Genomic DNA, 19,203 nt, shown 5'->3' on the forward strand with positions numbered 1-19,203 from the left:
ACGGCGGGCAGCGGCCGTCCCTACCCTGATCTGATCATGTCGACGACCAAACGGCCCGACCCGCGCCTGATCCGCACCGACGACTCCTGGCTCACCCTGCCCAACCCGCACGGCGTGCCGGTCGAGATCTGCGCCGGGCCGGACGTGCCGATCGAGTCCGCGGCCGTCGACGAGCTGCTCACCGTGCTGGAGACCGAGGCGACGCTGCGCACCCTCGCGGCCGCCACGCCGGGCCTCACCGAAGCGCCCCGCATCGACCGGGTCGTGTGCACGCCCGACTTCCACAAGGGCGCCGGCATCCCGATCGGCACCGTCATCCGCACCAGCGGCGCGCTGATCCCGCAGGCGGTCGGCAACGACATCAACTGCGGCATGCGGGTCGAGGCGACGTCGCTGACCGTGGACCGGGTCCGGCCGCACCTCGACGCCCTCGAACGGCACCTGCGGCACCTGTTCTTCGAGGGCGGCCGGCAGATCGGCCTCACCCCGGCGCACCGCGAGGGCCTGCTCCGCGACGGCCTGCCCGGTCTGTTCTCCGCCGGCGGGCCTGGGCACCGCCTCCACCCGCAGGTCCGCGAAGAGGATCTCGACGGCCTTCTGCACACCGCCGCGTACCCGGTCGCTTCGGCGGAGGGATTCCGGGACTGGATCACCAGCGGTGGCGGCACCAGCTTCGACAGCATCATCGGCAGCGTCGGCGGCGGTAACCATTTCGCCGAGCTGCAGTACGTGTCGCAGGTGCACGACGGCGCGGCCGCCTACGCCTGGGGCCTCGCGCCCGGGCGGGTGGTGCTCATGGTGCACAGCGGGTCGCTGTCACTGGGGCACCAGGCCAACGCCACCGGCCAGGACCAGGCGCGGGCGCTGTGGCCGAAGGGCGTGCCGGCGCCCCGCAACCGGATCCTGCCGATGCTGCTCGACGAGGCCGGCGCGGCCCGCCGCGAGCGGTACCTGACCGCGTTCGCCAACGCGGCGAACTTCGCCATCGGCAACCGGTTCTTCCTGGCGCTGATGATGCGGGCGGGTCTCGCCGCCGTCGCCGGTGACGTCGGGGCCAGACTGGTGTACGACGCGCCGCACAACCTGCTGTGGCCGGCCGCCGACGGCACCGTCGTGCACCGCAAGGGCGCCACCCCGGCGGGCGGCGCCACCAGCGAGGCACAGCCCTGGGGCGAGCCGGTCATCGTGCCCGGTTCGATGGGCGCGCCGAGCCACCTCCTGCGCGGCCTCGGCAACACCCGCGCGCTCACCAGCGCCTGCCACGGCGCCGGCCGCAGCATCCCGCGGGGTTCGGCGGCACGCGGCAGCGACGCCGAACTCGACGCGTTCCTGGCGGAGTTCCGGGTCGTCACCCCGCTCAACCACCGCGACCCCGCCGTGGCGGGCCGGCGCGACATCATCGAGGCGTGGCGGCGTGACCTCAAGCAGGAGGCGCCGTGGGCGTACAAGGAGGTCGGGGCGGTCGTGGACAGCCTCGGGAGCGCCGGGGTGGCGATGCCGGTCGCCGAGCTGCGCCCGCTGCTCACCGTGAAGGGCTGACGTCGCACACCGGGTGCGACGGCACCACCGGCCGGCACGTGACACTGCGCGTTCGAAGTGCCGGCGTTGGAGGCAGCGGTGGACACGAAGAGCGGCATCAGCATGCCCGGAACCGCGGGTGAGCATCTGTTGCAGCAACGGTTCGGGACCGTCGAGGAGGCGTACATCCATTGCGCCAAACACATCCCGCGACTGCGGAAGGTCACCGCCGAGGAACGCGCCTGGGGCACCGACGACGTGCAGCGCAAGGGCGGTGACTTCTTCAAGGCCGCGGCCACGCAGGACCGCTAGAGTCGCCGCGTGCGCCCGTACGCGGTCTTCCTCGCCATCAGTGCAGTGACCGCGTTCGGCACCGCGTGCGCGTACACCCTGAACCTCGTGTACCAGATCCGCACCGCCGGGCTCGGGCCGCTGCAGCTGGTCCTCGTCGGCACGGTCCTGGAGGCCGTGTACCTGCTGGCGCAGCTGCCGTCCGGACGCCTCGCGGACCTGCGGGGGCGGCGGCCGGCGGTGCTGCTCGGCGTGTGGCTGACCGGCGCCGGCACCGTGCTGCAGGGCGTGGCGCCCACGTTTGCCGCGATCCTCGCCGGGACCGCCCTGTGGGGCGTCGGCGCGGCCTGCTTCGACGGCGCGTTCGAGGCGTGGGCCGCCGACGAGTTCGGCGAGGACCGCGTCGGCGCGGTGCTGACCCGCGGCGCGCAGACCGGTCAGGCCAGCACGGTGCTCGGCATGCTCGCCGGCATCGGGCTGGCGACGCAGGCGTTGTGGCTGCCGGTCGTCGTGGGCGGCGCCGCGTGGCTGGCCCTCGCGGTGTTCCTGTCCCTGGCGATGCGGGAGCTGCACTTCCGGCCCACGCCGCCGGAGCAGGGCGACCTCACCGGCCTGCGCACGGCGCGGCGTAGCCCCGTGCTGCTCGCCCTGGCCGGGGCGACCCTGTTCGTCGCGTTGGGCCGGGAAGGGTACGACCGGCTCAGCCAGAACCACCTGCTGGACGCCGCTCCCCCGGCCGGGTCCGCGGTGGTGTGGCTGGGCGCGCTCGCCGTCGCCGGCACCCTGGCCGCGATCCCGCTGACCGAGGTCCTGCGCCGGCGCACGGCCGGGCAGCCGCTGCCGAGGCTCGGCCGGCTGCTGGTCTGGCTGCAGGCGGTGCAGGTGGCGGCGACGGCCGGCTTCGCGCTCACCGGCCAGTTCGCCACGGCGGCGGCCGCGTTCCTGCTCGTCGGGGTGCTCAGGTCCGCCGCCGATCCACTGTGGACGACGTGGCTGATCAAGCAGACGTCGCCGGCCAGCCGCGCCACGGTGCTCTCGGCGGTCGGGACGGTCGGCGCGCTCGGCGAGATCGCGGGCGGCCCGCCGGTCGGCTGGATCGGGCAGCGGTTCTCCGTCGCCCGCGCCCTGCTGACGTGCGCGCTGCTGGCGGTGCCGGCGGTGGCCCTGCTGTCCGCGGCCGTGACCCGGCAGGACGCCGACGAGCGCAAGGTGCAGGTGTGAGGCGCCGCCGTCACGTGCGGGGTGTGCCGGCGATGCCGTCCAGGACGGTGGTCAGGTTGCGCTCGAAGGTCTCCTCGGCGTCGAGGTGGGCACCCTCGATGACGAGCCGGGCGACGGTGGGATACCTGCCGGTGTTCAACATGCGGGTGAGGTAGGGGCCGAGGCCGGCCTGGAAGGCGGCCTCGTCGGTGCCGGTGGAGCGCGCGGTGCGCCGCTCGGTGACCTCCCGGCGGACCGCCCCGACGATGAAGGCGTTGAGGGCGCCCAACGCGCGCTGGAGCTCGTCGATGCCGTGCACGCCGGGGGCCTGGCTCAGCGCCGCCGCGGTCGCCTCGCCCACGGCGAGCGCGTGCGGTCCCAGGTGCGGCCGGCCGCCGTGCAGGTCGGCAAACCACTCGTGCTCGAGGGCTGCGGCGCGGGTCGCGCGGGCGACGGCCAGCACCGTGGCACGCCACTCGGAGCGCTGACCGGCCTCGGCGATCCGGGCATAGACGGTGTCGACCATCAGATCGAGCAGTTCGGACCGGTTGAGCACGTAGTCGTAGAGCCGCATCGGACCGACGCCGAGCTCCTTGGCGATCTTTCGCACCGACAGCCCGTCGAGGCCGTGTTCGTCGGCGACCCGGATCGCCGTGGCGGCGATCTTCGCACGGCTCAGCGGCACCGGCGCCGCCCGCGGCTGGGGCTCGGGCCGTTCCCAAACCGGCATCGGCACGCTACCGTACGGTGTATCCATAAGGTACATCGTACGGTAACGGGGGATGATGATGCGAATCGCGATCGCCGGAGGTGGCCTCGGCGGCCTGACGCTGGCCCGGATCCTGCACCGGCACGGCATCGACACGGTGGTGTACGAACGCGAGGCAGACCGATCCGCCCGGGCCCAGGGCGGGATGCTCGACCTGCACCCGGAGTCCGGGCAGCAGGCGCTGGCCGACGCGGGCCTCACCGCCCGGTTCCGGTCCGAGGCCCGGCCGGAGGGCGAGGAACATCGCATCCTCGACCCCGCCGGACGCGTCCTCGTGCACCACCGGCCGCAACCGGGCTCGTTCTCCGGGCGCCCCGAGATCGACCGCGGCGCACTGCGTGACCTGCTGCTCGACTCGCTCCCCCGCGACGCGGTGGCCTGGCAGCGCCGGCTGGTCGCGGCGACGCCACGACCCGGCGGAGGCTTCGGGCTGACGTTCGACGGCGGCCACAGCGCCGACTGCGACGTCCTCATCGGCGCGGACGGCGCCCGCTCGGTCGCCCGGTCACTGCTGACCGACGCGCCGCTGTCCCCCGTGGCCACCGCGGTCGAGCTGAGCATCAGCGACGCCGAACGCCGCCACCCGGACCTCGCCGAGCTGGTCGGCCCCGGCAACCTCTGGTGCATCGGCGTGCGCCGGATCCTGTCCGCGCAACGCCTCAGCGACGGCGGCATCCGGGTCGGGATCTCCCTCCCCGCGGACGACCGCTGGGACAGCTACCGCAGCAAACGCGCGCTGCTGGACGGGTTGGACGGCTGGGACCCCGCCCTCACCGCGCTCATCGAAGCCGGCGATGGCCCACCGATCCCACGCCTGATCGAGGTGATGCCCACCGGCACCCGCTGGGACCACCGGCCGGGCATCACCCTCATCGGCGACGCCGCGCACCTCATGCCGCCGGTCGGCGAGGGCGCCAACCAGGCCATGCTGGACGCCGCCGAGCTCGCCGCCGCATTCGCGGCCGACCCCACCGACCCCGACCAGGCGATCCGGGCGTACGAGGAGGCGATGTTCACCAGGATCCACCCGATCGCCGAGATGTGCGCCCGGGTCCAGGCGATGATGCTGTCCCCGACCGCGGCGCAGGACATCGTCCGCTTCTTCACGCCCCGGCCCGCCGAGCCGGCGCCCGTGGACTGAGCGCGCCGCGGTCCTTACGTGGCGGCCGGCGGCTCGGGCACGGCCACCGGGAGGCCGGCATCCCCGGCGCCGGGCGGGTCGACCGCGGCGGCCTGGATCGACGCCAGGTCGACGGTCGCGGTCCGGGACCGGCCGGTGCCGAGGTCGGTGACCGACACGCCGAGGATGCCGTTGGCATCGATGTCGAAGAGGACCTCGAGGCGGGGCACCCCGGCCGGGGCCGGCGGGATGCCGGTGAGGTCGACGGTGAGCAGCCGCCGGTTGTCCGCCGCGGCGGCGTGCTCGCCCTCCAGGACCCGGACCCGGACCGCCGGCTGGTCGGCCACGCCGGTGGTGAACCGGTGCCGTTGCAGGGTCGGGATGGTGGTGTTGCGCTCGATGAGGAGGTGCGTGCCGCCGCCGGCGATCTCGACGCCCAGGGACATCGGCGCCACATCGAGCAGCAGCAGGTCCCGGACCTTACCGGTGAGCACGCCGGCGTGCACGGCCGCACCGGCCACGGCGCTGGACGGGTCGAGCCGGCGGCACGGGACGGTCGCACCGGTCGCCTCGCGCAGCAGCCGTTCGACGGCCGGCATGCGGGTGCCGCCGCCCACGAGGAGGACCTGGTCGAGGGCGCCGGCGTCGACGGCCGCGTCGGCCAGGACCCGGGCGATCGGCCCGCGGCAGCGCTCCAGCAGTCCGCGGGTCATCGACTCGAACTCGGCCCGGGTCACGGTCTCCTGCAGGTGCACCGGCCCGTCGGTGGTGGTGGCGAGGTACGGCAGCCATACCTCCGCGCTCGTCGCCGACGACAGCTGCACCTTGGCGGCCTCGGCCGCAGCGGTCAGCCGCTGCAGCGCCGCGGGATCGAAGCCGACGTCGACGCCGTACCGGTGCAGCAACCGCCGTCGCAGGTCGTCGGCCAGGATCGCGTCCCAGTCGTCGCCGCCGAGGTGCAGGTCGCCGGCGGTGGCCTTGACCTCGACGACGGCGCCGTCCATGACCTCGACCAGGGTCACGTCGACGGAGCCGCCGCCGAGGTCGAACAGCAGCGCGAGCGAGTCGTCCTGCCGGCCGCGCGCATGTGTGCAGGACGCCGCGGTAGGTCCGCTGATCACGCGGAGCACGGGCAGCCCGGCGCGCTGGGCGGCCGCCGCGAGGGCCGCGCGCTGGGCCCGGTCGAAGCTCGCCGGCACGGTGAACACCGCCGCCTTGACGTGGCCGCCCAGGTGAGCCTCGGCGTCGGCGTGCAGGCGAGCCAGCAGCAGCGCGGTGAGGTCCTCGGCCGTGCGGCGCACCCCTGCACGGGTGACCGCCCAGTCTTCGCCGAGCCTGCGGTGCAGCTGTTGGACGGTGTACCGGGGGTTCACGGCCGCCTGCCGTTGCGCTGCCGCACCTACCAGGGTCGCACCGTCGGCGGTGATGGCCACGACGCTCGGTGTGAGCAGCGCACCCTCGGAGTTCGGCACGAGCACCACGTCGCCCTGCCCGTCGACGACGGCGACGCTGCAGTTGCTGGTGCCGAAGTCGACCCCGATGACGGTGCCACTGGAGTCGAACATCCAGGCGGCGACCCCAACCGGTTCGACGGGCTCGGGCTCGGTCGGCGCCGCCGGCTCGGGAGGTCCGGCGGGCTCGGGCGGTCCGGCGGAATCGGGCGGTCCGGCGGAATCGGGCGGTCCGGCGGGCCGGGGCGAGCGCGGGGCGGGGTGCGCGGGCGGGGCGAAGGCGGTCGGGGGCGGGGCCGTGGTCGCGATGTGCAGCGCCCCCTCGGCGACCACGAGCTCCGGGTGGTCGAGCGTGAACGGGGCCACCCGCAGCGCCCGGTGCAGCAGCGTCGCCGCCAGGGGTACCCGCGAAGCACCGCCGACGAGGAACACCCCGGCGACCTCGTCGGCGGGCACGCCGGTGCTGCGCAGCATGGCCACCGTGAGGTCCGTGGCGCGCTCCAGCATCGGTCGGGCCAGCCGCTCGAACTCCTCCCGCCCCAGCCGCACCTCACCGTCGACCAGTGGCACGTGCAGGTCGGCGGCCGGCCGGCGGGACAGCTGCTCCTTGACTCCTCTGGCGCCCTGGAACAGCTGGTGCCGGGCCCGCCGGTCGGCCGGCGTCACCGGGTTGTCGAGCCGCGCCCACGCCGTGCCGCCGTTCGTGCCGCCGCCGCTCGCGGCCCGGGCGTGCGCGATCACGGCCGCGTCGAGGTACAGGCCGCCGGCGTCGAGCAGGCCGTCACCGGCAAGGACGGTGAACCCGTCGCCGGTGCGGCGGACCACACTGGCGTCGAAGGTGCCGGCGCCCAGGTCGTACACGACGAGGCAGTGCCCGTCGGGAAGCCGCTCACCCAGGACGGTGACGAAGTACGCCGCCGCGGCGACCGGCTCGGCGACCAGCCGCACCCCGGCGAGCCCGGCCCGCTCGGCGGCGTCGACCAGGATGCCGCAGCGCACGTTGCCCCAAGCGCTCGGGTGCGTCAGCACCACCGCACCCGGCGGCCCGCCGGCGACCCGGGCCGCCTCGTCCGCGACGGTCCGCAGCACCGCGGCGATCAGGTCGGCGACGGGCACCGAGCGCTCCGCCAGCCACACCGTGCCGTGGTCGACGCACTGCTTCGGGTTCGGCTCCCACCCGGCGGGCGCCGACACCGCCGCGTGCTCGCCGTCGACGCCGGTCAGCAGGCCGCCGTCGGCCGCGGCGAACACCCCGGAGCTGAGCAGCGGTGACACCCCGAACAGCAGTGGCCGGACCCGCCCGTCCGGCCCGGCCAGCATCGCCACGGTGTTGGACGTGCCGAAGTCGATCCCGAGCTGGTAACCGGCCGAGCGCACGTCCAGCACTGTAGGCACCCCGGCCGGCCGTGTCCCGCCGCCCCGCCGCCCCGTCGTTCAGCCGGCCCGCGCGGTGCGCCGGAACTCGCCGACCCAGCGGCGCACGGGCGGCACCTCCTGATCGAGGATCTCGGCGACGTCGACCTCCTGCACCCCGTGCGCGGCGAACGCAGCCATTTCCGCACGGGTCAGCGGCCACGGCATGCTGCCGGGGTCGTCGGCCTCGTCGCGGGCCCGGGCGATCACCACCAGCGTCCCACCGGGTGCCACCAGGGCGGCGCACTGCTCGACGGCCGTGCGCCGCGCGGCGTCCCGCAGCACCTGGACCGTGTAGATCTCGACGACCAGGTCGAACGCCGCGGTCCACGCGGGCGGCGGGCGCAGCAGGTCGGCGGTCACGTACCCGACCGGAGACGCCGGGAACCGCTCGGTCGCGGCGGCCACGGCGGTGGGCGCGACGTCGAACGCGGTGACCGTGAACCCGCGGGCCGCCAGGAACTCGGCGTCGTCGCCGTAGCCGCACCCGATCACCGCCGCCCGCCCGGGTCCGGCGAGGTCGTTGCCCTCGGCCCAGGCGACCAGCTGCGGGTTGGGCGCCAGGTCGGCCCACGGGACGGTCGCCTCGCCGCGGGCCGCACCCGCGTAGAGCTGCTCGAACCACGCAGTCGGCTGCCCTGCCGCCACGGATGCCGCCGCCAGGCTCCGCGCATGGGCCCGAGGATCATTCATGCCAGACCTCACCATCCAAACAGTACGTGCGTACTGTGAAGATACCCCTCTCGCCGGACGGGCACGTGCGGCCTGCTCCAGCGCCGGTGCCGCCACCGCCCGTGATCGAAGTCGCGTGCCGGCTGCGCGGACGGACGGCACACGACTTCGATCACGGCGGTTCAGGCGACGCGGCACGCTCAGGCGGCGCGACGCGCTCAGGCGGCGCGGGCGGATCGGAGGCGCTGGGCGGCGAGGTCGTGGGCGGCGGCGAGCGGCGTGACGCCCGCCCGCGCCGACGCGTCCAGGAGGCTACGCACGGTCCCGCCGATCCCCTCGACCCGGGCGGTGGCCTGGGCCGGGGTCTCGCCGTGCAGTTCGACGGCGGCGGCGTAGGCGACGCCGCCGGCGCTGACCACGTGGTCCGGGACCCAGACGATGCCGCGGGCGTGCAACAGGTCGGCGGTGGCGTCGGCGTCGAGCTGGTTGTTGGCGGGGCCGGCGATCGCCCGGCAGCGCAGCAGCGGCACCGAGCCGGGGGTGAGCACGCCGCCGAGCGCGGCGGGGACCAGCACGTCGACGTCGGCGGCGAGCGCGTCCCCGGGTGCCACCAGCGCCGCGCCGAGCGCGTCCGCGACGTGACGGCGGGCGGGGTCGACGTCGCTGAGGACGAGCGTGGCGCCGGCCGCGGCCAGGCGACGGGCGACGTCGGCGCCGACCCGGCCGAGACCGACCACCGCGAACCGGCGACCGGCGAGATCGGGCGAGCCGAACACCGCCGCGCACAGGGCGTGCAGCGCGGCGACCACACCGGCGGCGGTCTGGGTGGAGGAGTCGCCGCTGCCGCCGGCCGAGGTGGGGCGGCAGGCGACGTGGCGGGTGCGCTCGCCGATGACCAGCATGTCGTCGGTGCCGGTGCCGACGTCAGGGCCGGTGCCGTAGCGGCCGCCGAGGTCCTCGATGGCGTCGCCGACGTCGAGCAGCACGGCCCGCCGGTCGAACGGCCCGGCGGGCAGCGGCACGACGGTCTTGCCGCCGCCATTGGGCAGGCCGGCCACGGCGCACTTGCCGGTCATGGCGGCGGACAGTCGCAACGCGTCGGTCAGCCCGTCCGTCCAGTGTGGATAGACGGCGAGCCGGCACCCGCCGAGCGCCGGGCCGAGGGCGGTGGAGTGCAGCGCGATGATGACGGGCCGCCCGCTGCGGGCACCCGTGCGGATGACAACCTGCTCATGTTCGAACATGGTGGCGGACGGTAGTACACCTGACGATGGAGAAACCGTCGAGCCGAACGAAGTTCGAACGCTGCGGCAGAATGGCGACCGTGGACGAACTTGATTCGGCGATTGTGGCGTTGTTGCAGCACGATGCGCGGCAGACCAACCGGGACCTCGCGGCGGCGGTCGGGATCGCGCCGTCGACGTGCCTTGAGCGGGTGCGGGCGCTGCGGGAGCGCGGCGTCATCACCGGATTTCACGCGGAGGTGAGCCTGCCGGCGCTCAACCGGCACGTGCAGGCGTTCCTCCACGTGCAGATCCGGCCGCTGAGCCGGCAGGTCATCGAGGGCTTCAAGGCCTACGTGACCACGCTGCCCGAGGTGCTGTCGGTGTTCGTGGTCGCCGGCGGCGACGACTTCCTCGTGCACGTGGCGGTGCCCAGCGTCGACGCCCTGCACGCGCTGCTGATGGACAAGTTCACGAAACGCCGGGAGATCGTCGGGTTCCGCAGCTCGATCATCTACCAGCACGCCCGCAACCAGGTCGTGCAACCCCTGGATCAATGACTACTGGTATGACTCCGGCAAGCGACTGCAAGGGTGGGCCCACGCGACCACGTTGGACAGGCCCTGCTTGTCGAAGAACGCGACGATCTCCGGGTCGGAGTGGCGCAGGCTGAAGTGGGTCAGCACGAACGTCGTCGCCGGGTTGGCCTCGACGATCGGGCGCAGCTCGCTCCACACGGTGTGCCCGATGCGGCGGGCCCGGTCCAGCTGGTCGTCGTCGAGGAACGTGCATTCCGTGACGACGACGGGATAGTCCAGCAGCCACGGCGAGCGGGCGAAGACGTCGGGGCGGGTGTCGCCCAGGAACGCGAACAGCGGCGTGACCACCTCGTGGTCGATCTCGACCCCCTCGCGGCGCTTCGCGGCCAGGAGCCGGCCGTCGGCCTTCAACGCCTCGAACTCGGGTTTGATCGCGCGCTTCACCGAGGAGAACGCGAAGCCGACGCACGGGACCTTGTGCTCGCAGTCGACGACCCGGACCCGGTGCGCGCCGCGCTTGCCGACGGCGAACTCGTCGCCGCCACGGACCCCGTGCAACCGGGCCGCCGGCGCCAGCGAGGCGTCGTAGGGCGCGTTGTGGTTCAGGGAGCTCGTTGCCTGGATGTACCCTTCCGCGAACGGCACCGCGGCCGCCGGCAGGTAGATGTCGACGCCGGACTCCTTGACCGCGACGTAGTCGAGGTCCTTGCTGTGGTCCATGTGCGTGTGGGTCAGGAACACCGTGTCGGGCTGCCAGCCCTCCACGAGCCCGCAGTCGATACCGGCGCGCAGCTCGGGCAGGTGGAAGAAGGTCTTGTCGTTGGACCGCGAGTAGCCGCTCATCGTGACCCCGGTGCCGGGAATCGCCCACGATTTCCACTGGCGGAACGGATGCCCGCGTTCGAGCAGGTCAGCGTGCACCATGACAGTCCTCCGGTTCGGCGTCCAATGTCGACGGTACCGGCGGCGGCAACTCGATTAGTCTGTGCCGATGGCAGACCTTCCGGAGCGGGTGGACCCCCGGCACCTGCGCGCCTCCGACGCCGACCGCGAGCGGGTCGCGGAGGTGCTGCGCACCAGCGCCGCGGAGGGGCGGCTCGACCTCGACGAACTCGACGAGCGCCTGCGCGCCGTCTACGCCGCCCGCACCTATGCGGAGCTGGAGCCGATCCTGGTGGACCTGCCGAAGCCGTCGACCGCACCGGTCGGCCTCGACGGCGTGCCGCCGCGGCCCGGTGAGGTCGCCGAGCGGCAGCGCGCGGTCGCGGTCATGAGCGGCTTCCACCGCCGGGGCGCCTGGATCCCGCCGCGGCTGCTCTCCTGCCTGGCGTTCTGGGGCGGCGGCACGATCGACCTGCGCGACGCCCGGTTCCTCTACGGCGACCTGAAGATCCGGGCGGTTGCGGTGATGGGCGGCGTCGAGGTGATCGTCCCCGACGACGCCGAGGTCGACGTCACCGGCATCGGGCTGATGGGCGGATTCGACCATGGCGCCACCGCCCCGGGCCGGCACGGCGCGCCCCGCATCGTCGTCACCGGCTTCGCGTTCTGGGGCGGCGTCACCGTGCGCCGCAAGTCCCGCAAACACAAGGACTGACGGGCTGGGCCTGTTTCACAAGGGATGGCCGGGCTGCGGCGGGTCCAGGCGACGCCGCACACCGACCCCCTCACGAAACAGCCCTAGGGGCTGTATCGAAGTGGATGGCCGGGCTGCGGCGGACTCAGACACCGCCTGGAACCACGCCGGTCACACCTGGATACAGCCCCTAGGACGTCCTGGCGCGCAGCATCCGGCGGACCACGTCGATGCGCTCGGTCATGTACTTGCCGACGACGGGCGCCGCGTCCACGGCCACCATCTCGGCGCGCCCAAGGTAGGTCTCGTCGACGGCGTAGATGGGGAACAGCCGGTTGGCGAACACCATCGCCGGGGTCATCCCGCCGCGGTGCAGCTGCGGGGCGAGGTCCAGGTAGCGCTCCGCGAACGGGGCGAGCAACGCATCCTGCCCGGGCCGCCAGAACGTCGCCGTCACCCGCTTCACGTCACCGATCGGCACCGAACGATCCACCACCACGGTGTGCCACGCCGCCTCCTTCGCCGCCGGGTCGGGGGCCGCGGCCCGCACCGTGGTGGCCCGGACCCACGCCTCCGGGTCCGGGTCGCGGTCCAGCAGCGCGTCGATCTCGGCGTCGACGGCACCGCCGAGCTCCGACTTGCGTGCCAGCGCCCGCCACCGCAGGTCGAGGTCGTCGCCGGCCTGCGCCTGCAGCCACCCGACCTCATCCAGGTCGACGGCGGTGCGGGCGAGCGTGCGCAGCGCCGCCTGCCGGCGCCCCGGGTCCGACGCCAGCTCACGGGCGGTCGCGGCGACCGCGGCGATCAGCGCCGGGCGGTCCGCGTCCGGCGACCACAGCTCCGCGGCGTCGGCGGCGAGGGTGAGGTACGGCTCGATCACGGACCCCGACGTCTCCACCCCGAGGACGCCGGTCAGGCACCGCACCGCCTCCGCCGCGGTCGCCTCACCGGTGAGCAGCATGTCCCAGGCGGTCGCCACGGCGACGCCCCGGGCGATCGGGGTCGGCAACGCCCCCGCCGTCGCGAACAGCGTGTCGCGGTCCTCAGGGCGGGTCGTGGCGAACGTGAGATCCTCGTCGTTGACCAGGTACAGGTCGGCGTCCGGCAGGTCCACCGGGGTCGTCGGCCCGCTCACCTCGACCCGGGCCAGGTCGACCCGGCGCAGCAGGTCGCCGTCGCGGGCGTACGCGCCGACGGAGAGGACCTGCGGGCGCGGCGGGCCCTGCGGTCCCCGCGCGTCCAGGACCAGGCCGTGCCCGGCCCGGCGCAGCGTGAGCCGGTCGGTGCCGGCGGTCTCCAGCCACCCGGTCCGCCACCCGTCGAGGTCCCGGCCGCTGCTCTCGGCGAGCACGTCGATCAGGTCCTGCAGCGTCGTGCTGCCCCACGCGAACCGCTCGAAGTAGGCGGCCATGCCGGCGGCGAAGGCCGGCTCGCCGACGTAGTGCATCAGCTGGTGCAGCACCGACGCGCCCTTGGGATACGTGATCGCGTCGAAGATCGACATGGCCTGGGCGACGTCGCGGATCGGCTGGCGGATCGGATGCGTGGCCGGGCCCTGGTCGGCGAGGTACGCGGCGAGCTTGCCGTCGGCGAGGTGCGCCGCCCACGCGTCGGTGAACTCCGTGACCCGCCCCGCGGCCCAGTTGGCCGCGAACTCGGCGAAGGCCTCGTTCAGCCACAGGTCGTCCCACCAGCGCATCGTGACGATGTTGCCGAACCACATGTGCGCCAGCTCGTGCAGCAGGATCTTCGCGCGGTAGCCCCGCTCCGCCTCGGTCGGTGCGGACCGGAACAGGATGGCGTCGTCCCAGGTGACACAGCCGTAGTTCTCCATCGCGCCGCCGTATTCGGGGACGAAGGCCTGGTCGTACCGCCGCTGCGGGAACGGCATCCGGAACACCTCGGCGAAGAACGCCAGCCCCTGCCGGGTCAGGGTGAACAGCTCGTCGGCGTCGCGCTCCAGCACCTGCGCGAGGGACCGGCGGGCCAGCAGCCCCAGGTCGTAGCCGTCGGCCTCGCGGCGGATCTGGTGGAACGGCCCGGCGTTGACGACCGTGTTGTAGACCGACAGCGGCGGCGTCGCGGGGAACGTCCACCGCCGGGCGTCGCCGACCACGTCGACGACCACGCCCCCGCTGTTGCTCACCACCGTCCAGTGCGCGGGAGCGAGCACCGTGAACGCGTGCGGGGCCTTCAGGTCCGGCTGGTCGAAGCACGCCCACACGTGGTGCGCCTCGTCGGGCTCGAACGACGTCCACACGTACACCTCGCCGTCGCCGGCGTCGACGGCCTTGTGCACACCCTGACCCTCGCGGGTCTCCGCCTGCACGCTCACCACCCGCAGCTCGTTGACGGCCCGCAGGCCTGGCAACGGGATCCGGCCGTCCCGCGCGGGCGGCAGGTCGGCACCGTTGAGCACGGCGCTGACGACCTCGGCAGCGCAGTCGACGAAGCTGTCCGCACCGACCTCGCGGCAGGTGAACCGCACCGTCGACACGCACCGCACCAGCGGCCCGGTCGGCAGGTCGGTGAAGTCGATCTCGACGTCGTAGCGCTCGACGGCCAGCAGCGCGGCCCGCTCCTCGGCTTCGACCTGCGTCAGGCTCCGGTTGCTCATCAGGCGATGGTAGACGCGGACAGCGCAACGGAATGACCGTCGGCGCCGGTTAGATCCAGCCTCTGGTGCGGGCGATGCGGGCGGCCTCGTGGCGGTTGGCGGCGCCGGTCTTGCCGACGGCCGAGGAGAGGTAGTTGCGCACGGTGCCCGGTGACAGGGCGGCCCGGCGGGCGATCTCGTCGACGGGGGCGCCCTCGGCGGCGAGGGTGAGCACGTCGGCCTCGCGGGCGGTGAGGGGGCTGTCGCCGGCGCTGATGGCCTCGGCGGCGAGTTGCGGGTCCACGTAGCGGCCGCCGGCGTGGACGGTGCGCACGACGGTGGCGAGGACCTCGGCGGAGACGGTCTTGGCGAGGAAGCCGCGGACGCCGCCGGTGAGGGCGCGTTTCAGGTGGCCGGGCAGGCCGTGGCTGGTGACGATCATCGTGCGGCAGGTCGGCAGTTCGGCGTGCAGGGTGGTGGCGACGGCGACGCCGTCGAGGTCGGGCAGTTGCAGGTCGAGGACGGCGACGTCGGGGCGCAGGGCGCGGGCGAGGCGGAGGGCCTCGGCGCCGGTCGCGGCCTGGCCGACGACCTGCATGTCGTCCTCGAGCCCGAGCAGCGCGGCGATGGCACCCCGGATCAGGTGCTCGTCGTCCGCCAGCAGGATGCGGATCACGCGGCGACCGCCCCGACCGGCAGTGGCAGCTCGACGCACAGTTCGAAGCCGTCGGGTGGGCGCCGGGCGGCGCTGACGGCACCACCGAGGGCGGTGATGCGTTCGGTCAGCCCGATGAGGCCGCCGCCGAACACCACCTTGTCGAAGACGGCAACGCCGTTGTTGGTCATGGTGAGCGTCACCGTCGACGGCGACGACCGGAGGGTGACGACGCAGGAGCGGGCCTCGCTGTGGCGCAGCAGGTTGGTGATGCCTTCACGGACGGCCCAGCCGAGCGTGTTCTGCAGCGCGGCGGGAAGGTCACCACCGTCGCCGATGACCCGGCACTCGATACCGGCCGAGGCGAGCAGCGCCCGGGCGCCGGCGAGCTCGACGTCGAGGTCGGCGGCGCGGTACCCGCCGACGACGGCGCGCAGCTCGGTCAGGGAGTCCTGGGCGATGCGGCGCACCTCGAGCATCTCGGCGACCGCCTCCTCCCGGCCGCGGCGGGCCAGCTGCGCGGCGAGCTCGGCCTTCAACGCGACGACGGACAGCGTGCGGCCCACGACGTCGTGCAGGTCCCGGGCGAAGCGCAGGCGTTCCTCGGCGACGGCGAGACCTGCCTGGACGTGCCGCGCCCGCTCCAGCTCGCGGACCACCCCGAGCATCCACAGCAGCACCCGGTACGCGCCGACGACGGAGCCGAGCAGGAACACGAGCGCGAGCGCGGCCGGGCCGTTGGAGATGAGGCCGATGCCGGTGCCGCAGGCGAGCACGGCGGCGAGGCTGATCCTGGGCCGGACCGCGGCGCACAGCGCGGACACGTACGTGAGGGCGAGCATGATGAGGATGGCGGCGGCCGGCCCGTCGGGCTGCCCGGGGGTGGGGTGCGGGTAGGCCGCGACCGCGGCGGCGGCACCGGCGGCGGTCAGCCCGCCGCCGGTGAGGATCAGGGCCGTCGGGCGTGGTCGCAGCCCCAGGTAGGCGTCGATGCCCGCCCGGACCAGCAGCAGGCACACGGCGGTGAGCGCGACGAACCCGGCCACCACGGCGGTGAGCGCGAGGCGGGTCACCTCCAGCTGGACGAGGAACCCGACGAGCAGTGGCGACAGCGCGATCTGGCTGTAGAACGAGCCACGGACGTACCACTCGAACCGCGTCGCCTGCCCGCGCCGCCGCCACCAGCCCATCACCGCGCACATCCTCCAGACACCGGTGCCCGCCTCACCGGCGTGGCTCCCAGCGGAACCAGCGTCGCACGGCGAGCCAGCCGAGGACCGTCCACGCCACGAGCAGCCCCGCCGGCGCGGCCGCCTCGCCGAGGACGCCGAGCGCGTCCTGGCCGGGGCTGCCGAGCCAGCCGAGCCGCACCAGTTCGAGGGTCGGTCCCAGCGGCAGCAACCGTAGCGTCTGCGCGACCGCGGGCGGCAGGGCGTCCGCCGGCAGCGCGAAGTCGGCGCCGGCGAAGCTGACGAGCAGGACGGGCAGCGTGGTGATCTGGGCCAGTTCCACCGTGCGGGTGAAGGCCGCACTGGCCGCGGCGAGCAGCACGAACACGGCCGCGCCGCCGAGGACGCCGACGAGCAGGACGGCGGCGTTCGCGGGCACCGGCAAGCCGGCGAACGTGGCGCCGGCGGCGACGAACAGCGTCATCTGCCCGAGGGCGACGGCGGTGGCGGGGCCGGCGGTGCCGATGAGGATCTCGGGGTCGGTGAGGACACCGACGCGCAGCCGCTTGAGGACCAGGTCCTCGCGGCGGGCGACGTAGGTGCTGACGAGCGTGTAGTAGAGGACGCCGAGCAGCACGAACCCGAGCAGGCCGGTGACCAGCCGGGCGGTGGCGTCCGGGTCGCCGGTGTCGCCGCCGCCGGCGAGGAGCCCGATGACCAGCAGGGGCAGCAGGAACGCGTTGAACATCGCCATCCGGTTGCGCACCAGGAGGAGCAGCTCGGCGGCCGCGAGGTGCCTCATGCGGCACCGCCCGCGATCGACAGGAACGCCTCGTCGAGGGTCGCGGACCTGGCGTCCAGGCCGTCGAGGGCGACGTCGTGCGCGGCGGCCCAGCCGAGCAGGGTGGTGAGCGCCGCCTGCAGGGCCGTGGTGTGCAGGGTGACCCGCCCGCCGGCCTCGCTGTACGCGCCGACGACGTCCGGCAGCCCGTCCAGGGTCAGGCCGGGCGGCAGGTCGAAGGCGATCCTGGCCGGGAACCCGGCGACGACCTCGGCGACGGAACCGGCCGCGACGACCGCACCCTCGTGCAGGATCGCGACGCGGTCCGCGAGCTCCTGCGCCTCCTGCAGGTAGTGGGTGCTGAGCAGGATGGTGACGCCGTCGCCGAGCAGCGCGCGCAGCAACCGCCAGGTGTCGTGCCGGCTCTGCGGGTCCAGGCCGGTGGTCGGCTCGTCGAGGATGAGCAGCTCGGGCCGGCCGATGGCGGCGGCGGCGAGGTCGAGGCGGCGCCGTTCGCCGCCGGACAGCTGCCGGATCCGCACGCCGGCCCGGTGGGTCAGGTCGACCAGGTCGAGGGCCTCGGCGACCGGGCGGGCGGCGGGCAGCGGGCCGGCCCACATCCGCAGCGCCTCGGCCGGGGTCAGGTCCGGTGGGAAGCCGCCCTCCTGGAGCATGACGCCGGTGCGGGGACGCACGTGTGCCCGGTCGCGGACCGGGTCCCGGCCGAGGACCCGGACGGTGCCGGCGGTCGGCCGGTCCAGCCCTTCGACCAGTTCGAGGGTCGAGGTCTTCCCGGCGCCGTTCGTGCCGAGCAGCGCGAACAGCTCACCGCGCTCGACGTCGAACGAGACGCCGCGGACCGCCTCGAACGTGCCGTAGCGGCGGCGCAGTCCGTGCACCTGGATCGCGGCCGTCACGGGAGGAACCGCATCTCGGGGAAGACCGGCGAGGGACCGTCGAGCAGCGCACCGCGGCGGCCGCTCACGAACCGGTCGGCGAACGCGAGCAGGTAGGCGCGCTGCACCTGGACCGACCGGGGGCCGTCGATCGTGCCGAAGGCGTCGGTGAGGTCCTCCGGCGGGATACCGGCCTGCGGCAGCAGCACCTGGTAGTCGGTGAACGACATGTGCCCGGAGCGGCGCAACTGCAGTTCGAGGCGCGGCCCGCGCAGCACGGACCAGATCGCGGCCCACGTGTCGTCGCCGGCGCGGTCGTGCCCCTCGGAGCCGACGAGCAGGAACGGCCGGTCGAGCCCGGCGGTGAGCACGCTGCCGGACATGGCGCCGTCGAGGTTCGCGCCCGCCGTGACCCGCCGGTCCTCGAGCATGGTCTGCGCCGCGGTGGCGCCGCCGAGGGAGTGCCCGATCATGCCGATCCGGCGCAGGTCCATCGCGTGCCACAAACCGCCCGGCAGGGCCCGTTGCGGGCGGCCCAGCCAGTTCAGGACGAACCGGGTGTCGGCGACCCGGGCGGCGAGGGCCTTGGCGATGAGCCGCTCCTCCTCCCCCGGTTCCCCGGTCGGCGGTGGCACCGCGCTCGTCGCGACCCGGCCGTCGGGGAACTCCACCAGGGGCGAGTCGTGCGTGTGGTCGATGGTGACGACGATGTACCCGTGGCTGGCGAGTTCCTCCACGACGGCGGTGCCCGCGGTGCGTTCGACGCCGAAGCCGGGCGAGTACAGCACGACCGGCCGGTGCCCGGGCAGGGCGGGCGCGCCGGTCCGGGCGTGCGTCAGGGGCAGTTCGTAGCCGGAGCCGGGCGGGTTGATCAGCGCGCCGAACGCCGGCGACACCCACGGCGCCCACGGCAGCCGGCGCGCGTCGCGGGCCGGGTACCACACCTGCACCATCAGCTCCCGGACGGTTTCCGCGGGGACCCACGGGTCGGGCCGGGACCGGTCGACGAGGTGCAGGGAAACGGTGCCGATGCGGTGCGGGCCGGTCGGGTCCGGCAGCACCAGCCGCCTGACCGCCGTGCCGCGTCCCGCGGGAAGGCGCGGTCCGCGTCCCGCGGACAGGCGCGGGCCGCGGACGTCGGCGGCGAAGGCCGGGGCGGGGACGGTGGCGACGGCGGCCGACGCGGCCGCCAGCAGCACGAGTCTGCGTCTCATATGGACAGTCTTCGGGCTCCCGGACGGCACCCGTAGTGTCACGGCGCACCGGTTCGGGTGCGCGGTTCACGCCCGGTGGATGACAAATGTCAGACCGCGGTTCTCCCGCACTGCTCCCGT

17 protein-coding genes are annotated in these 19,203 nt (G+C 74.3%); 6 read left to right on the top strand and 11 right to left on the bottom strand.

The genetic code is table 11. The annotated features are described in order from the left end of the window. Window positions 1–36 precede the first annotated feature (36 nt). From ACFPIJ_RS39735 to ACFPIJ_RS39745, 3 genes are all read left to right on the top strand, one after another. Window positions 37–1,539 carry an RtcB family protein gene (locus ACFPIJ_RS39735; RefSeq protein ID WP_380123348.1) on the top strand — a complete coding sequence of 501 codons (1,503 nt, stop codon included), beginning with the start codon at window positions 37–39 and terminating at the stop codon, window positions 1,537–1,539. A 78-nt stretch (window positions 1,540–1,617) separates the two neighbouring features. Then, window positions 1,618–1,830: a hypothetical protein gene (locus ACFPIJ_RS39740; protein WP_380123350.1), complete on the top strand. Its 213-nt coding sequence runs from the start codon at window positions 1,618–1,620 to the stop codon at window positions 1,828–1,830. A gap of 9 nt (window positions 1,831–1,839) precedes the next feature. Then, a complete protein-coding gene (locus ACFPIJ_RS39745) occupies window positions 1,840–3,030 on the top strand; it encodes an MFS transporter (protein ID WP_380123352.1) in 1,191 nt (396 codons plus the stop codon). Between the two features lie 10 nt (window positions 3,031–3,040). On the opposite strand, the gene ACFPIJ_RS39750 is transcribed toward ACFPIJ_RS39745, so the two are convergent. Beyond that, window positions 3,041–3,766 (bottom strand): TetR/AcrR family transcriptional regulator, encoded by a 726-nt coding sequence (locus tag ACFPIJ_RS39750; protein ID WP_380123354.1) that lies wholly within the window; start codon window positions 3,764–3,766, stop codon window positions 3,041–3,043. 25 nt (window positions 3,767–3,791) lie between these two features. On the opposite strand from ACFPIJ_RS39750, the gene ACFPIJ_RS39755 reads away from it, so the two are divergent. Next, window positions 3,792–4,919 carry an FAD-dependent oxidoreductase gene (locus tag ACFPIJ_RS39755; RefSeq protein WP_380123356.1) on the top strand — a complete coding sequence of 376 codons (1,128 nt, stop codon included), beginning with the start codon at window positions 3,792–3,794 and terminating at the stop codon, window positions 4,917–4,919. 14 nt (window positions 4,920–4,933) lie between these two features. Here ACFPIJ_RS39755 and ACFPIJ_RS39760 read toward each other — a convergent pair whose 3' ends face one another. The 3 genes from ACFPIJ_RS39760 to ACFPIJ_RS39770 all read right to left on the bottom strand — a co-directional run bounded on the left by ACFPIJ_RS39760 (window position 4,934) and on the right by ACFPIJ_RS39770 (window position 9,678). Continuing rightward, window positions 4,934–7,726 (bottom strand): Hsp70 family protein, encoded by a 2,793-nt coding sequence (locus ACFPIJ_RS39760; RefSeq protein WP_380123358.1) that lies wholly within the window; start codon window positions 7,724–7,726, stop codon window positions 4,934–4,936. A 57-nt stretch (window positions 7,727–7,783) separates the two neighbouring features. Then, complete coding sequence (locus ACFPIJ_RS39765; RefSeq protein ID WP_380123360.1) at window positions 7,784–8,455, bottom strand: class I SAM-dependent methyltransferase; 672 nt, start codon at window positions 8,453–8,455, stop codon at window positions 7,784–7,786. Window positions 8,456–8,652: 197 nt separating this feature from the next. Next, window positions 8,653–9,678: a Glu/Leu/Phe/Val dehydrogenase dimerization domain-containing protein gene (locus ACFPIJ_RS39770; RefSeq protein ID WP_380123362.1), complete on the bottom strand. Its 1,026-nt coding sequence runs from the start codon at window positions 9,676–9,678 to the stop codon at window positions 8,653–8,655. Between the two features lie 71 nt (window positions 9,679–9,749). On the opposite strand from ACFPIJ_RS39770, the gene ACFPIJ_RS39775 reads away from it, so the two are divergent. Further along, complete coding sequence (locus ACFPIJ_RS39775) at window positions 9,750–10,217, top strand: Lrp/AsnC family transcriptional regulator (protein ID WP_380123364.1); 468 nt, start codon at window positions 9,750–9,752, stop codon at window positions 10,215–10,217. Here the strand turns inward: ACFPIJ_RS39775 and ACFPIJ_RS39780 are convergent, their stop codons facing one another. Further along, window positions 10,218–11,120 (bottom strand): MBL fold metallo-hydrolase, encoded by a 903-nt coding sequence (locus tag ACFPIJ_RS39780; protein WP_380123366.1) that lies wholly within the window; start codon window positions 11,118–11,120, stop codon window positions 10,218–10,220. It abuts the gene before it with no gap. Window positions 11,121–11,187: 67 nt separating this feature from the next. On the opposite strand from ACFPIJ_RS39780, the gene ACFPIJ_RS39785 reads away from it, so the two are divergent. Beyond that, window positions 11,188–11,793, top strand: a complete 606-nt coding sequence (locus ACFPIJ_RS39785; protein ID WP_380123367.1) for a DUF1707 SHOCT-like domain-containing protein — start codon at window positions 11,188–11,190, stop codon at window positions 11,791–11,793. 169 nt (window positions 11,794–11,962) lie between these two features. Here ACFPIJ_RS39785 and pepN read toward each other — a convergent pair whose 3' ends face one another. Genes pepN through ACFPIJ_RS39815 form a run of 6 tightly spaced genes read right to left on the bottom strand, consistent with a single transcriptional unit; the run spans window position 11,963 to window position 19,083 of the window. Beyond that, window positions 11,963–14,389, bottom strand: coding sequence for an aminopeptidase N (pepN, locus tag ACFPIJ_RS39790; protein WP_380123369.1), 2,427 nt, complete (start codon window positions 14,387–14,389; stop codon window positions 11,963–11,965). Between the two features lie 49 nt (window positions 14,390–14,438). Continuing rightward, window positions 14,439–15,044, bottom strand: coding sequence for a response regulator transcription factor (locus tag ACFPIJ_RS39795; protein WP_380123371.1), 606 nt, complete (start codon window positions 15,042–15,044; stop codon window positions 14,439–14,441). Next, window positions 15,041–16,213: a sensor histidine kinase gene (locus ACFPIJ_RS39800; RefSeq protein WP_380123724.1), complete on the bottom strand. Its 1,173-nt coding sequence runs from the start codon at window positions 16,211–16,213 to the stop codon at window positions 15,041–15,043. The genes ACFPIJ_RS39795 and ACFPIJ_RS39800 overlap by 4 nt, the downstream gene beginning before the upstream one ends. Before the next feature lie 34 nt (window positions 16,214–16,247). Further along, on the bottom strand, window positions 16,248–16,994 hold the full coding sequence (locus tag ACFPIJ_RS39805; RefSeq protein ID WP_380123373.1) for an ABC transporter permease: 747 nt from the start codon (window positions 16,992–16,994) through the stop codon (window positions 16,248–16,250). Continuing rightward, a complete protein-coding gene (locus ACFPIJ_RS39810; protein WP_380123375.1) occupies window positions 16,991–17,890 on the bottom strand; it encodes an ABC transporter ATP-binding protein in 900 nt (299 codons plus the stop codon). Before ACFPIJ_RS39810 ends, ACFPIJ_RS39805 begins: the two co-directional genes overlap by 4 nt. Then, window positions 17,887–19,083 (bottom strand): alpha/beta hydrolase family protein, encoded by a 1,197-nt coding sequence (locus ACFPIJ_RS39815; protein ID WP_380123377.1) that lies wholly within the window; start codon window positions 19,081–19,083, stop codon window positions 17,887–17,889. Before ACFPIJ_RS39815 ends, ACFPIJ_RS39810 begins: the two co-directional genes overlap by 4 nt. Between the last annotated feature and the right edge of the window lie 120 nt (window positions 19,084–19,203).

The organism is Dactylosporangium cerinum, from assembly GCF_042653625.1.
GTDB lineage: Bacteria > Actinomycetota > Actinomycetes > Mycobacteriales > Micromonosporaceae > Dactylosporangium > Dactylosporangium cerinum.

What these genes read in the sequence shown, in the direction of transcription:
- ACFPIJ_RS39735 (WP_380123348.1), top strand. Translation starts at nt 37, where the DNA reads ATGTCGACGACCAAACGGCCCGACCCGCGCCTGATCCGCACCGACGAC.
- ACFPIJ_RS39750 (WP_380123354.1), bottom strand. Translation starts at nt 3,766, where the DNA reads ATGGATACACCGTACGGTAGCGTGCCGATGCCGGTTTGGGAACGGCCC.
- ACFPIJ_RS39755 (WP_380123356.1), top strand. Translation starts at nt 3,792, where the DNA reads ATGATGATGCGAATCGCGATCGCCGGAGGTGGCCTCGGCGGCCTGACG.
- ACFPIJ_RS39765 (WP_380123360.1), bottom strand. Translation starts at nt 8,455, where the DNA reads ATGAATGATCCTCGGGCCCATGCGCGGAGCCTGGCGGCGGCATCCGTG.
- ACFPIJ_RS39770 (WP_380123362.1), bottom strand. Translation starts at nt 9,678, where the DNA reads ATGTTCGAACATGAGCAGGTTGTCATCCGCACGGGTGCCCGCAGCGGG.
- ACFPIJ_RS39775 (WP_380123364.1), top strand. Translation starts at nt 9,750, where the DNA reads ATGGCGACCGTGGACGAACTTGATTCGGCGATTGTGGCGTTGTTGCAG.
- ACFPIJ_RS39780 (WP_380123366.1), bottom strand. Translation starts at nt 11,120, where the DNA reads ATGGTGCACGCTGACCTGCTCGAACGCGGGCATCCGTTCCGCCAGTGG.
- ACFPIJ_RS39785 (WP_380123367.1), top strand. Translation starts at nt 11,188, where the DNA reads ATGGCAGACCTTCCGGAGCGGGTGGACCCCCGGCACCTGCGCGCCTCC.
- pepN (WP_380123369.1), bottom strand. Translation starts at nt 14,389, where the DNA reads ATGAGCAACCGGAGCCTGACGCAGGTCGAAGCCGAGGAGCGGGCCGCG.
- ACFPIJ_RS39800 (WP_380123724.1), bottom strand. Translation starts at nt 16,213, where the DNA reads ATGGGCTGGTGGCGGCGGCGCGGGCAGGCGACGCGGTTCGAGTGGTAC.
- ACFPIJ_RS39805 (WP_380123373.1), bottom strand. Translation starts at nt 16,994, where the DNA reads ATGAGGCACCTCGCGGCCGCCGAGCTGCTCCTCCTGGTGCGCAACCGG.
- ACFPIJ_RS39815 (WP_380123377.1), bottom strand. Translation starts at nt 19,083, where the DNA reads ATGAGACGCAGACTCGTGCTGCTGGCGGCCGCGTCGGCCGCCGTCGCC.